General features: G+C 62.8%; 13 protein-coding genes. 11 read left to right on the top strand and 2 right to left on the bottom strand.

What is annotated here, in order from left to right:
• Positions 1 to 6: 6 nt before the first annotated feature.
• The gene (locus IPL79_10180; protein ID MBK9071355.1) at positions 7 to 1632 is read right to left on the bottom strand and encodes a Re/Si-specific NAD(P)(+) transhydrogenase subunit alpha; all 1626 of its coding nucleotides are present in this window, start codon (positions 1630 to 1632) and stop codon (positions 7 to 9) included.
• A 105-nt stretch (positions 1633 to 1737) separates the two neighbouring features.
• Here IPL79_10180 and IPL79_10175 point away from each other — a divergent pair, with 105 nt between their 5' ends.
• The 7 genes from IPL79_10175 to IPL79_10145 all read left to right on the top strand — a co-directional run bounded on the left by IPL79_10175 (position 1738) and on the right by IPL79_10145 (position 6491).
• Positions 1738 to 2700, top strand: coding sequence for an NAD(P)-dependent alcohol dehydrogenase (locus IPL79_10175; GenBank protein MBK9071354.1), 963 nt, complete (start codon positions 1738 to 1740; stop codon positions 2698 to 2700).
• A complete protein-coding gene (locus IPL79_10170) occupies positions 2687 to 2914 on the top strand; it encodes a hypothetical protein (GenBank protein ID MBK9071353.1) in 228 nt (75 codons plus the stop codon). Before IPL79_10175 ends, IPL79_10170 begins: the two co-directional genes overlap by 14 nt.
• A 28-nt stretch (positions 2915 to 2942) precedes the next feature.
• A complete protein-coding gene (locus IPL79_10165) occupies positions 2943 to 3146 on the top strand; it encodes a hypothetical protein (GenBank protein ID MBK9071352.1) in 204 nt (67 codons plus the stop codon).
• A gap of 140 nt (positions 3147 to 3286) precedes the next feature.
• Positions 3287 to 3568 (top strand): hypothetical protein, encoded by a 282-nt coding sequence (locus tag IPL79_10160; GenBank protein MBK9071351.1) that lies wholly within the window; start codon positions 3287 to 3289, stop codon positions 3566 to 3568.
• Between the two features lie 105 nt (positions 3569 to 3673).
• Positions 3674 to 5008, top strand: a complete 1335-nt coding sequence (locus tag IPL79_10155; protein ID MBK9071350.1) for a hypothetical protein — start codon at positions 3674 to 3676, stop codon at positions 5006 to 5008.
• Between the two features lie 64 nt (positions 5009 to 5072).
• Positions 5073 to 5666, top strand: coding sequence for a hypothetical protein (locus IPL79_10150; GenBank protein MBK9071349.1), 594 nt, complete (start codon positions 5073 to 5075; stop codon positions 5664 to 5666).
• 294 nt (positions 5667 to 5960) lie between these two features.
• Complete coding sequence (locus tag IPL79_10145) at positions 5961 to 6491, top strand: hypothetical protein (protein ID MBK9071348.1); 531 nt, start codon at positions 5961 to 5963, stop codon at positions 6489 to 6491.
• 67 nt (positions 6492 to 6558) lie between these two features.
• Here IPL79_10145 and IPL79_10140 read toward each other — a convergent pair whose 3' ends face one another.
• Complete coding sequence (locus IPL79_10140; protein MBK9071347.1) at positions 6559 to 7278, bottom strand: leucyl/phenylalanyl-tRNA--protein transferase; 720 nt, start codon at positions 7276 to 7278, stop codon at positions 6559 to 6561.
• Positions 7279 to 7330: 52 nt separating this feature from the next.
• On the opposite strand from IPL79_10140, the gene fumC reads away from it, so the two are divergent.
• The 4 genes from fumC (at position 7331) to IPL79_10120 (ending at position 12874) form a co-directional block, all read left to right on the top strand.
• The gene (gene fumC / locus IPL79_10135) at positions 7331 to 8728 is read left to right on the top strand and encodes a class II fumarate hydratase (protein MBK9071346.1); all 1398 of its coding nucleotides are present in this window, start codon (positions 7331 to 7333) and stop codon (positions 8726 to 8728) included.
• Positions 8725 to 10074 carry an amino acid permease gene (locus IPL79_10130; GenBank protein MBK9071345.1) on the top strand — a complete coding sequence of 450 codons (1350 nt, stop codon included), beginning with the start codon at positions 8725 to 8727 and terminating at the stop codon, positions 10072 to 10074. Before fumC ends, IPL79_10130 begins: the two co-directional genes overlap by 4 nt.
• 104 nt (positions 10075 to 10178) lie before the next feature.
• On the top strand, positions 10179 to 10547 hold the full coding sequence (locus IPL79_10125; protein MBK9071344.1) for a PadR family transcriptional regulator: 369 nt from the start codon (positions 10179 to 10181) through the stop codon (positions 10545 to 10547).
• A complete protein-coding gene (locus IPL79_10120; protein MBK9071343.1) occupies positions 10544 to 12874 on the top strand; it encodes a PspC domain-containing protein in 2331 nt (776 codons plus the stop codon). The genes IPL79_10125 and IPL79_10120 overlap by 4 nt, the downstream gene beginning before the upstream one ends.
• The last annotated feature ends 53 nt before the right edge of the window (positions 12875 to 12927 follow it).

The following is a 12927-nucleotide window of genomic DNA, read 5'->3' as shown; positions in this document are numbered from 1 at the left end:
GGGCTCCTACTTGCGAAACATCGCCAACATGCGGCGGGTGACGAGGAAGCCACCGGCGATATTAATGGTGGCGAAAAAGGTGGCGAGGATGGCGAGCACAATCGCCGTTGATAGGCCCTCATGCGAGGCGGCGCCGACCATCATGCCGCCAACAATAATGATGCCTGAGATGGCGTTGGTGACGCTCATTAGCGGCGTGTGTAGCGCGGGCGCCACGTTCCACACCACTTGCCAGCCGACGAATACGGCGAGCACGAACACGGTGAGGTGCTGCACAAAGGCCGCACCGCCAACGATTGCATCGGGCTTGGCGAATCGCAATATGAGCCAGGCGAGCGCGGCAAGCGCCCCGATGATGTTGATCGCCTGCTTGGTCCCCGCCGACATGGGCGTGGCGTTATGACCATGGCCGGAAGACTTCGGCGCCGATGAGGTAGAAGCTGGGCGAGGCGCTGCAAGGGAGGACGCTGGCGCGGCGGTTGTTGCGGCCGCTGCTGGCGCGGACACCTTTGCTGGCAACGGCCGCAACTCGCGCTTTTCGCCGCGCTCGAGCACCAGCGCGCCGCGCGTGATTTCGTTGTCAACATCGATGTGCCACTTGCTCGCGCCGCCAAGTTCATCGAGAAAGTTCGCGACGTTGGTGCCAAAAAGCTCCGATGCCACGGCGGCCATGCGGCTCGCATAGTCATAGTAGCCGACAACCTTCACGCCGTTGTGCACCACCACCTCGCCGGCGCGGGTGAGATCGCAATTGCCGCCTTGCTCGGCCGCAAGATCAATGACGACCGAGCCAGGTTTCATGAGTTCGACCATATCGGCGAGCCACAGCTTGGGTGCGGGCTTGCCGGGAATGAGCGCCGTCGTGATAACGATGTCTACCTCTTTGGCCTGGGCGCGAAATAGCGCGTACTCGGCCTCAATAAATTCTTTCGACATCTCTTTGGCGTAGCCACCACCGCCGTCACCGGCTTCCTGCACGGTGACGGTGAGAAACTCGCCGCCTAGGCTTTGTACTTGTTCGCGCGCGGCTTCGCGGGTGTCAAACGCGCGGACGATGGCGCCAAGGCTCTTGGCGGCGCCCAGCGCGGCAAGACCCGCGACGCCTGCGCCAACGATGAGGACTTTGGCGGGGGCGAGCTTGCCGGCCGCGGTGATTTGACCGGTAAAGAATCGGCCGAACTGCGTCGACGCCTCGATGACGGCGCGATAGCCTGTGATGTTCGCCATCGACGACAGCGTGTCCATCTTTTGCGCGCGAGTGATGCGCGGCACGCGGTCGAGCGACAGCGCGGTCACTTGCTGCTCGGCGAGGCGCTGAACGAGCGCGGCATTTTGCGCCGGAAAGAGCTGGCCGATGACAGTCTGGCCGGGGCGCAGTTTCCCCAGCGCTGGCGCGTCGGCCTTGGGCGCGCGAATCATGACCAGTACGTCGGCCTTGGCCAAGACCTCGTCGGCCGTTGCAATGCTCGCGCCTGCGGCCGTATACGCCGCATCGGCAAACCCAGCGGCCTCACCGGCGCCGGTTTGGACCAGGACCTCCCAGCCTTGCTTGGTCAGCCGCTCAAGGTTGGCGGGGGCCACCGCGACGCGTTTTTCGCCGGGTGATTGTTCGCGAAGTACGCCCAGTTTCATCGCGCCTACCTTGCCTTTTTGGGGGCGCAATCGCAAGGGTTGGGCCTGGCGTTTGAGGTTCTCGGCCCCTCAATGTTCGTGGTCGCAACGTGCTAGCGTGGCGACGTGAAGGCACAATCAATTTTAGCGCGTGGCGAGCCATCGTCGGTGGCGTTGCGCGATGTGACGAGTCCAGTTCCAAGCGCAGGGGAGGTGTTAGTGCGCGTTCATGCCGCGGCGCTCAATCCGGCCGACCTCAAGGTATTGCGCGGCAAAGATGGAGGCGGCTTTTTGCACGCGGGGGCCTTTCCGTTGGTGCTCGGCTTTGACTTTAGCGGCGTCGTGGAAGCGCTCGGTGCCGGCGCGGTGGGGTTTGAGGTCGGTCAGCCGGTGTTCGGTTTTTTGCCCTATGCGATGAACAATCGCCAAGGCTCACTGGGTGAGCTTGTGGTTGTGCCCACAAGCGCCATTGCGATCAAGCCCGCCTCGCTTTCGCACGCCCAGGCCGCGGCGCTCGCGACGGCCGGTTGTACGGCGCTGCAGGCCTTGCGCGATGACGGCCGTCTGCGCGCGGGAGGCAGCGTGCTGGTCAATGGCGCGTCGGGCGGCGTCGGTAGCCTGGCAGTGCAGATCGCGAGGCAACTCGGCGCGGCCGAGGTGTGGGCGACGTGCAGCGCCGGCAAGCTGGCCGCGGTTGCCGCGCTCGGTGCCGACAAGGTGGTGGACTACAAGGTCACGGCGCTCGGCGCGTTGGGGCGGCGCTTTGACGTCGTCCTCGACGCCGCGTCGACGTCCTCGGCGACGGCGTGCGCCGACATCATGGTGCGGGGTGGCACTTACGTCACGTTGTTGCCGAGTGCCGGCCTGCTGTGGGGCAAGCTCAGCGGCTGGTTTTCGCAGCGGCGCGCGACGTTCGCGATGACCAAATCGAGAGCCGCGGATTTGGCGCAGCTGGCGGCGTGGCAGGCAGCAGGAGCGGTAATCGTACCCATTGCGCAGACCTTTGCGTTTGAGCAAACGATCGAAGCGCTGACGGTGCTCGATGCCGGCACGCACGTCGGCAAATTGGTGGTGCGTGTCGCCAGCTAGCGCCGCGAGCGGAGAAGAGACGGCCTGCGCCGTAACGCTCACGCGTGGCACGACGAGCCTTGTCTTTGAGCGCGCATATTTTGGCTTTAACGGTGTGCCACCGACGTCGCTGCACATTGAGCTGCATCGCGGTGGCGACGAAGGCTGCCCGCACGCGGCCTCGGCCACGCCGCTGCAGACGCTCGTGCTTGGCAACGTGCCGCTAGGGTCCTGAAGGTGACGCGGCGTCCGGGGCCGAGGGCATGACCGCCGGCCTCATTGATTTCGCGCAGGCCTTCACCACCAGCGTGGTGCCGCTGTCGGCGTATGACATCGCGCTTACGTCCCTTGCGGCCTCGCTGGCGCCGCCGCGCTTCGTCGCGTTTGGCGTTCAACTAGCGTTTGATGGCGGCCTTGTCGCGAGCGGGCAGGTCTACGCCATCCATTGCGCATCGCTCGATTCATAGGCGTCGCACGCCGAGTGTGTCACCCGCGCTCACTGTGCGGCCTTGCCGCGAGGGATCACGGCCAGCGCGCGACTCGCCGAGACCAAGGCCTTGATTGTGCGTCGCGCCGTGTTGGATGTGTTCTTGCATTGGCGATACGCATGCACCGAATATCTATTTCCGTCCTCTTTGTCCTCTCAACCCTCGGCCTGATTGGCTGCGATGGCGCTGCGGATCAAGCCTTCGACTGCAGCCAAATCTGCAATCGCTACTCCGATTGCTACGACGCGGACTACGACGTCGATGGCTGCATCGACGACTGTCGCGCCAATGCGGATGCTTCGTATGCCGAGGGCGCCGATGCCTGCGAGACCTGTCTCGACGACCGGTCGTGCAGCGGCAGCTTCGAGTGTGTTGATCAGTGCATCGGCGTGGTGCCGTAACTAGATCGACGTATCGAGAGCCTGCTGCGAGCGGTCTACATCCTGTGATGTGCTGTAAGGCGCCCCGTCTGGTGTCGCGCCGAGAGCCCCACTAGGATGGGTTACATGAAACGAGCAATTTGGACGTTGCGACGGGTGGCAGCGGCGATGGTGGTGGGCGTTGCCGTACAAAGCAGCGAAAGCGCCGCGAGCCCAGGTTCCTCGGCCGGCGTGACGTTTAGCGTGCATGGCATGGTCGAGGGACAGCCAGCGAAAGCCGAGCCTGCGACCAGCCCGGCCGAGGGCAGTGTGGTCACGTGCAGCCGCGTGGAGATATCGCTGTCGATCGGTCGTTTGAGCGTAAAGAACGACAGCCATGACGCCCGCGTCAGTTTCTCGGATTTGCCGCCTGGCACGTACGGCTACACCGCAACCTGCCATGCCGCAGCGCACCATCATGGCATCGTACGCGGCACGGTGGCGGTCGAAAGTGACGGACCAGCGATGGTAGAGCTCGACGTCAAGGTGCCCTTGACGCCGTACGATACAAGCGGGGGCACAAGCCACGGAGGCGACCTAATTGTCGAGCAGGGGGCTTCATCATTTAGAACGTCATTGGGTACCCCGGATCAAATAGGTGGCGACCTCGATGGCAAGGTTCGCGACCTCACCGTGCTAACCAGCGTCGGCTACGTGACGTCCCGCGCCGCTCATCAAGGCATCGACGCGCTCGCCATCACAGACCTAGGCATCTGGAACCTCGCGGCGTCGTTTACGCCGGAACGTAGGTTGTCGTTCTCGGGCAGCCTCACAGGTTTGGCTAAGACGCCGTACGGGTTGGATACGCGAACGCTTCAGGGTGCCACCGGTGCCATCGCGTATGCGTTTCACAAGCACCTAGCCCTCGGCGGATGGGCCGGCTGGAGCCCTGGGTTGACCGGCACGAAAGATGTCCGCTCGGCGGGGCTAGGCGTGACGTGGCGCAAGCGACAATCGGAATTCGTCAAGACCGAATTTCGCTTGGGCGCGACAGGCTTGCAGATCCGACCGGACGGCGACGGGAGTTCGCCGAGAGGCGTCGCCCAACTCGATGCAAGCGCCGAGCTGCAACTGTGTTGGAATACGTGCGAGCAGCGCTATGGCGCGACGTCGATTGGCTTCGACGCCGGAATTCCCATCTACCACTCAGACGCGGATTCGGGCGCCGTTGGTTCAAATCTCGACGCGTCGCTGGGATTTCACATCGGCAACTTTATGCGCATCTCCAAGACGTTCGACGTCTACCTCGATGTCGCATGGCGCGACCGCGGCGACCGGCGCGACGCAAGCACCGAGCTGCCGGTCTTGGTCGGTGGCTTCGATCAGCTGCAGATGTCGCTCGGCGCCATCTTCTATTTTGGCTTCGGCGCCTCAACCGTGGGCGCGGGCGAGCGCGATGTTTACGGCATTGGGCCAGAGTGAGGCAACTTCTTCTTACTTTGGTGGCTTGCTGAAATCTATTGCTGTAGAAGAACCCACACACAAGATGTCTAAACTCAAACACAATGCATGGGTCGCTTGTCTGATGCTCTTGCTGGCGCCGCGCGCCTGGGCAGAACCGACCACGCCGAGGACGTCGATTTCGCTTGGCTTTGGCAATGGGGCCGTTGGCGAGACCGACGGCGAGCCGAGCAGCAGAGGCGCGTCGACGACGCTGCAATTAGGTAAATCGCTTACTGACAAGCTGGAGCTCGTGTTCGAGGGGGAGTACGTGGGCTTTGCCCGCTATGCCCGCGACGCAACATATTCTCAGCAGCTCGGCACGGTGACGTTGGGACTTAGATGGGCGCCCTTTGCCGCGCCGGCGTCAAGCATCGGCGCCGTGCAATACAATCTAGCTGCCGTTCATCTAAAGGCCGGAGTAGGCGTTGCGCACTTGGTTCGCACGCCGTACGACGAGTGGGTGGGAGGCGTGCAGCAAGGCAAGTGGGGCGTTGCCGCCAACGCTAGCGTCGGCTGGATGCCGATGCAGTTCGGCAACAGCTCGCTCGGCATCGAGGTCACCGGCATGGCGATGCTTCGCGACGCCACGCGCTACGGCATTGCCTCAAACTTGTTGCTGCGCACAGAGCTTTTTTAAGGCCCTCCTTCTCACGGAGGCGACACGACAGGCGAGCGCAACCCAGTACGTCAGGGACCCAAATCAAGGGGTCAATAGACACCAGACGCGCGGGGCGAGTGGCGCGTGACTGGCCCAATCCGTAGTTACTAGTGGCAACGTGCCCTTTGGCATGACGCTTGCTTGTAGTGCATTGGCATGCGTCAAGTATGGTTAAGTCTCTTATTTTGCACCCTTCCGCTTTCCGTTTCCGGTGCGTATGCGGGCGGCCAATCTGGAAAGTTGTCACCGCCAAAAAAAGCTAGCGGACCTCGCGTGGTCAAGAGTGACCCCCTGCGCGCTTGGTATCGCGACAGTAACGGCGCGAGCAACACGGACGTCGGCAAGCTGGAGACTGTCAAACGCGGCAAGAGAACAAAAATGATCGCGGTCTATCATGGGCCGGGCTATCGGAGCGAATCAGCCTCGGGCTCTCGCGGCGAAGTCTTGACGTTCACGCCGCGCGTGGTGCCGTTCGCAAGTGCGCAAGAAGCGCGCGCAAATGGGCCTGTTGAGACCGTGGTGCTTCCCGCGAACGGCTTTTTTCGACCGCAAGATGGCTATCGCCTCGAGCCAGAAGATTCCTGGTCGAGCCTAAGCGGACGAACTGAATTTACGTTTGGCGAATTCGAAGATATCGGACGTGGGGTTGAAGCTGGGAGCGTGTATAGGTTGGAGCGACAGGTCGGAGGACGTACTTTTGACGTGACCATGGTAAAAGATGGTTCGCAATCCTTGCCGTCTGCGTACGCCACGATTCGCATCGTTGTCCGTGACGCACAATCCGTGGATGATTGGAAACCGTAACGGCTGTCTCTGGATTTCGTCGGCATAGAGAAGCGCCACTGGAGCGTGTCTCGGTTGGTGCCCCACCTCAGACGTCGGTGGCGGCGACATCAAACGTCCACTTGCCGCGGCGCGTGGGCTCGTCAAGTAGCTTGGGAAGCAGCGCCATGTATGTCGCGCGCGGAATATCGACGGCGCCAAAGCGGGCGAGGTGGTCGGTGTGAACCTGGCAGTCGATGAGCGCGGTGCCCCAGGCGCGCAGTTGGCGGCAGGCGGCGACAAAGGCAATCTTGCTGGCATCGGGCGCGAGCGCAAACATGGACTCGCCGCAAAAGAGAGCGCCGAGGCTGATGCCGTAGAAGCCGCCGACGAGTTCGCGTGGCGCGCCGTCGCGGTCGTCGCATCGCCACGCCTCCACCGAATGTGCAAACCCCAGCTCGTGCAGTTTCACATACGCTGCCTGCATTTCGTCGGTAATCCACGTGCCGGCCTGGCCGGGCCGCGGCACCTCGGCGCAGCGCGCGATGACATCGGCAAACGCGGTGTCCATGGTCAGCTGGTACGGCGCCTTGGCGATGGCCTTGCGCAGCGATCGGCCGATCAGCAATTTGTCCGTCGGCAGCACAAAGCGCGGGTCCGGCGCATGCCACAAGAGCGGCTGGCCGTCGTTGTACCAGGGAAAGATGCCGGCGCTGTATGCGGCAAGCAGCCGCTGCGGCGAGAGATCGCCACCAACCGCGAGCAGGCCGTCTTCGGCTTCGTCGACCGGCGGAAACGCCAGACGGCTGCCGAGGCGGTACACGGGCATAATTGACCTATACCACGGCGGCGGCATGCGGCGCTCATGTATGCTCGCCGCCATGACCGACGAACGAATGGAGCGCGATAGCCTCGGCGAGGTGGCGGTGCCCGCGGCGCGCTATTGGGGCGCGCAAACCGAGCGTTCGCGGCAGTATTTTCAGATCGCAGCCGAGCGCATGCCGCTCGAGGTGATTTATGCGATCGCGACGGTCAAGCATGCCGCTGCGCTCACCAACGCCGCGCTCGGTGCGTTGCCGCAGGCCAAGGCCGAACTCATCGCGCGCGTCTGCGAGGAGATTGCCTCGGGCCAGCATGACGAAGAGTTTCCGCTCGTCATCTGGCAGACCGGCTCGGGCACGCAGACCAATATGAATCTCAACGAGGTGATCGCCAACCGCGCGCACGTGCTGCAAGGCGGCGCGCTGACCGACGCGAAAAAGGCGCTGCACCCCAACGACGACGTCAATTGCTCGCAATCGTCAAATGACGTCTTTCCAACCGCTATGCACGTGGCCGCGTATGGGCGGCTTTGGCGCGAGACCTTGCCGGCGCTGCGCGCGCTGCAAGGTGCGCTGCAGGCCAAGGCCGACGAATTCACTGACGTCGTAAAAATTGGCCGCACGCACCTAATGGACGCAACGCCGCTCACGGTGGGGCAAGAGTTCTCCGGCTATGTCGCGCAGCTCGCGCATGGCATCGCCGCCGTCGAGCATGCGCTGCCGGCGCTCGCCGAGTTGGCGCTCGGCGGCTCGGCGGTGGGCACGGGGCTCAATGTGCCGGCCGGCTACGACGTCGCGGTGGCGCGCAAAATTGCCGAGCTAACCGGTCTGCCGTTTGTCACCGCGCGCAACAAGTTTGCTGCGCTGGCGGGCCATGATGCCTTGGTGTCGGCGCACGGCGCGCTGAAAACTGTCGCGACCGCGCTGATGAAGATCGGAAACGATATTCGCTTGCTCGGTTCGGGACCTCGTTGCGGGCTGGGCGAGCTAGTATTGCCCGCCAATGAACCAGGCAGCTCGATCATGCCAGGCAAGGTTAACCCGACGCAGGCCGAGGCGCTGACGATGGCAATGGCGCAGGTTATCGGCAACGACGTCGCGGTGGGCCTTGGCGGCATGAGCGGGCATTTGGAGCTAAATGCCTTCAAGCCGCTGATCATCGCCAATGTGCTGCACTCGGCGCGACTCATCGGCGATGCATGCCAAGGCTTTGCCACACACTGCATCGCCGGCCTGCAGCTTAATCGCGCGCAGATCGAGCAGCATCTCCAGCGCTCGCTCATGTTGGTCACCGCGCTGGCACCTCATATTGGTTACGACAACGCCGCGCGCATCGCCAAAAAAGCAAATGACGAACACCTTACCCTTAAAGAAGCTGGCCTCGCGCTCGGCCTCGTGACCGCAGCGCAGTTTGATGCCTGGGTGGTGCCCGCTGAGATGACGGTAGGCAAGCCATGAGCAACGACTCGCAAACTAGCGACGGCGTCCAAGCCCAACCCGCCTTGGCGCGCACCATGGGCCTGCCGTCGCTTGTGCTCTACGGCATGGGCGGCATGGTGGGCGCGGGCATTTACGGCACCATCGGCGTCGCGGCGGGCGCGCTCGGCAATGCGGTGTGGATGTCGTTTGTCATCTCCATGTGCGCGGCGCTGCTCACCGGCCTGTCGTACGCCTCGCTCGGTTCGCGTTATCCCAAGGCCGGCGGCGTCGCGTACGTCACTGAGCGTGCGTATGGGCTTAAGATCTTGGCCTACGTCGTTGGGCTCACCGTGGCGGTGTCGGGGCTAACCTCGATGGCCACCGGCGCCAACGTGTTCGCGCAGACGCTGCATGGCCTGGTGCCGAGCTTGCCCGTGACCGCGGTTATCATTGGCTTTCTCGGCCTGCTCACCTTGGTCAACCTCATCGGCATCCGTGAGTCGATGTGGGTCAACATCTTGTGCACCTTGATCGAGGTCGGCGGCCTCGTTTTTGTGATCGTCGTTGGGGCGCGTTATTGGGGCAGCGTCGACTATTTTGCGGCGCCCAGCGGCAGCGAGCTCGGCGCATCGTTGTTGCTCTCGGGCGCGGTGCTGACGTTTTATGCCTTCATCGGCTTTGAAGACATGCTCAACGTCGCCGAGGAGGTGCGCCAGCCGGAGCGCAACCTGCCGCGCGGTATCTTGCTTGCGCTCGTCGCGACCACGGTGCTCTACATACTTATCAGCATCACGGCGGTCTCGGTGGTTGACAGCACGCGCCTCGCCAACGCTAAGCTCGGCGCGCCGCTGGCGCAAATTACCAGCGTCGCGACGCCGTGGCTGCCCGGGTGGGTGTACGGCGTGATCACGCTGTTTGCCGTCGGCAACACCGCGTTGCTCAACTACATTATGGGGTCGCGCATGCTCTACGGCATGGCACGGCAGGGACTGTTGCCGACTCGCCTTGGCGCCGTGCACCACAAGACGCGCACGCCGCATGTCGCGATTTTGGTGCTAGCCACCCTCGTGCTCGGCATGGCGTTTGCCGGCAATATTGCCCAACTCGCCTCGGCCACCAGCCTTTTGCTGCTCGCTTGCTTTTGCGTGGTCAACGTCGCGCTCATCGTGCTCAAGCTGCGCAGAGGTGAGCCGGCGGGACGCTTTGAGGTGCCGTTATTCGTGCCCGCGCTTGGTGCGCTGGTATGCGCCGCGCTAATCGCGGCTCGGCTGTCGCGCGCAGATGCAGATTGGCGCGCTCCCGCGATTGCGATTGGCTTGATTGGCGCCATTTTGACCCTCTATTTTGTGCGTCGTCCGTCGTCCAACGCGGGACACTCCTCTTAAAAATATAATAAATTCAATATATTAAAATATTTATAACCTTTGGCCATGTACTATGCATTGCAAAGTACAGAGCTTAGCCGTATAGATAGATCCATGGGGTTTCCATGGATGTAGAGAACACACAAAGCCAGATGCGCAAGGGCATCCTCGAGTACTGCATCCTCGCGATCATCTCGCGCGGGGAGGCGTACCCGACCGACATCTTAGATGAGATGCGACGCGCGAACCTGCGCATTCTGGAGGGGACGCTGTATCCCCTCCTGACCCGGCTCAAGAACGCCGGCATGCTCAGCTATCGCTGGGTCGAGAGCAACGCAGGCCCGCCGCGGAAATACTTTTCGCTGACGCCGCAGGGCGACGCATTTTTTAAAGCCTTGCAGCAAACCTGGCAAGAGCTGGCCGGCGCCGTGCACGCGCTGGCCGCCACGCCCGCCCGTCCTTTGAACGTTGCCACGCCTGGAGACGCACCATGAACAAGATCTTACACATCAATATTAGCGGCCAAATCATCGCGATCCAGGCCCCGGCATACGAGGTCTTGCAAGCCTATCTCGCGAGTCTGCGCCAGCATTTTGCGGCCGAAGAGGGCAGCGAAGAGATCATCAACGATATCGAGGGTCGCATCGCGGAGATGCTAAGCGAGAAGATTCGCGGCGGCTTGCCCGCAATTGATATCGAGGCGGTAAATGCCGTGGCAAACACGATGGGGCATCCGGCAGATTTTGCGCGCGATGCCGGCGAAGACATGGGCGGCGTACGCGACCGCCAAGCGGCGGGACAAGGCGATGCCGCAGGCGGGGCAGGTGCGGCGGCATCTACGGCAGCTTATGGCGCGGATCCATCGCCGTCACCCAAGCGGCTCTACCGCGACTCAAAAGATCGGTGGATCGGCGGCGTCTGCAGCGGCATCGCCAACTACCTCAACGTCGATACGACCTTGGTTCGGTTCCTCTTTGCCGTGATCAGCTTTGGCGGCTTTGGCCTCGGCTTTCTGATCTATCTCGCGCTGTGGATCTTGTTGCCTGAAAAAGATTTAGAGGACGGCAGCGGTAGCCGGCTATTTCGCAATCCCGATGACAAGATTCTCGGTGGCGTCTGCAGCGGCATCGCGGCCTATCTCGGAAAGGAGCCCAAGCTGGTGCGGTGGGTCTTTAGCGCGCCGCTCATCATCAATGCCTTCATTGCGTTTGGCGCTTGGATGCTCTTTCTGTTTTCCGATAGCTCTGCGCCCGCACTGATTTCGTCCAGCCTGGTGAGCACGATGGTGTTTGCGTACGTCGTGCTGTGGATCGTGCTGCCCGAGGCAGGGACGCCTTATGACAAGATGCGCATGCGCCGCGAGGCGGTTGATATCAACGCGATCAAGCAGCGCGTGCAGGCAGGCCTTGCGGTAGCCAAGCAGCGCATGGTCGCCGTCGGCGACGAGGTGCGAACGCGCTCGCAGCAATGGCAGGCACAAAACGGGTGGGGCGCGAATAGCGGCGCGGCCGGCGCGGCCGGCGACGGCGACGTCGAAGACGCACAGTATGTTGCGGGCACCGGCTCGGCTATGCCAGGCGTTGTCGTTGCTGCCCGCCGGCATCCGGTTTCGACCGGCATCGGCCACGCCATCCGCGTGCTGTTTCAAGTGTTTTTCTTATTCATCGCCGGGGTCATGGCGTTTAGCTTGTTTGTCACCCTGTTTGCGCTCGCGATTGGCAGCGCCGCTTGGTGGCCGCTGCGCGACTATCTGTGGAGCAGTGCGTGGCAGGAAACCTTGGCATGGGCCACCGCGGTATTGTTTTTCTTGGTGCCGGCGCTGGGGTTTGTCATCTGGCTCTTTAGGCGCGTGGTGGGTGCGGGGCGCAACGCGGCGCTGGGATGGACCTTTGGCGGGCTATGGGCCTTGGGGTGGGTGAGCGCGACCTTATTTGCGGTGAATATATCGGGCGATCTGCGCACGTATGAGCACGTCGAGCAGCAGCTCACCGCGCCGCCGCTGGCGCCCACCGATGTCATGCGGTTGACCGTCAGCCAACCGCGCCCGACGTACAACAATTGGTGGGTCCAAGGCGATCTAAATGGTTGGGATGTCGACGAGCAAACGATGAAGCTGTCGATTGTGCGCGTTTCGTTTCGCAAAAGCGCGGGCGATGGCTATGCGGTGGCGGTGCGCAAATTTGCCGCGGGCACCAGCGAAGCGGCGGCCAAGGCGCGGGCCGAAAAAACCCAGTACCAGGCGACGTGGCAGGGCGATACGCTCGACCTCGGCAGCCATTTTTTAATCACGCCGACCGAGAAATTTCGTGGCCAAAATATTGAGGTAGTCGTCGACGTGCCCGTTGGCCGCCAGGTGCGCGTCGACGCCTCCGTCGGCGAGAAGCTCGCCTTTGGCGACGCGGAAACATGGCATGCCGATTGGCCCGGCGAAGCGCGTGGTGATGCACATGGTCATGCGCATGGTGAGTGGCATGGCAAAGGGCTTCCCGATGGCGAGGAACCCAATGAATTCCTCTACGACTTTGAACTCGTGCCCGACACCAACTACGTCATGGGCAGCGACGGCAAACTGCGGCCGTCACCTGTCGCGCTCCCCGCGGGCGAGCCAGCCGCAGCCAAGCCAGTCGTCGATGCGGCCGCCGCGCAAATTCCGGCCGCGAGCCCCGTCGCTGTCCCCGCCGACGTTGCGCCAGAGCTGCGCCTCACCGGACCGAAGCCGCCAACAGCACCGACGCGGCCTGCCCCAAAACGTACACCTACCCGACGCGCGCCGGCCCGTGACGATCGCATCGAGACATTGGACCTAAGCACCCGCGAATAGTGGTTCATCGGTGGCGCACGAGACGATGCCTCTTGCGGCGCGTGCGTGGCACC

Source organism: Myxococcales bacterium (genome assembly GCA_016716835.1).
GTDB lineage: Bacteria > Myxococcota_A > Polyangia > Haliangiales > Haliangiaceae > JADJUW01.
Note: the sequence above shows the minus strand (reverse complement) of the source record. Positions and strands in the feature narration are given on the sequence as shown.

Bases quoted from the DNA above. Each gene is read 5' to 3' on its own strand.
- IPL79_10180 (MBK9071355.1), bottom strand. From the start codon at position 1,632: ATGAAACTGGGCGTACTTCGCGAACAATCACCCGGCGAAAAACGCGTC.
- IPL79_10165 (MBK9071352.1), top strand. From the start codon at position 2,943: ATGACCGCCGGCCTCATTGATTTCGCGCAGGCCTTCACCACCAGCGTG.
- IPL79_10160 (MBK9071351.1), top strand. From the start codon at position 3,287: ATGCACCGAATATCTATTTCCGTCCTCTTTGTCCTCTCAACCCTCGGC.
- IPL79_10155 (MBK9071350.1), top strand. From the start codon at position 3,674: ATGAAACGAGCAATTTGGACGTTGCGACGGGTGGCAGCGGCGATGGTG.
- IPL79_10150 (MBK9071349.1), top strand. From the start codon at position 5,073: ATGTCTAAACTCAAACACAATGCATGGGTCGCTTGTCTGATGCTCTTG.
- IPL79_10140 (MBK9071347.1), bottom strand. From the start codon at position 7,278: ATGCCCGTGTACCGCCTCGGCAGCCGTCTGGCGTTTCCGCCGGTCGAC.
- fumC (MBK9071346.1), top strand. From the start codon at position 7,331: ATGACCGACGAACGAATGGAGCGCGATAGCCTCGGCGAGGTGGCGGTG.
- IPL79_10130 (MBK9071345.1), top strand. From the start codon at position 8,725: ATGAGCAACGACTCGCAAACTAGCGACGGCGTCCAAGCCCAACCCGCC.
- IPL79_10125 (MBK9071344.1), top strand. From the start codon at position 10,179: ATGGATGTAGAGAACACACAAAGCCAGATGCGCAAGGGCATCCTCGAG.
- IPL79_10120 (MBK9071343.1), top strand. From the start codon at position 10,544: ATGAACAAGATCTTACACATCAATATTAGCGGCCAAATCATCGCGATC.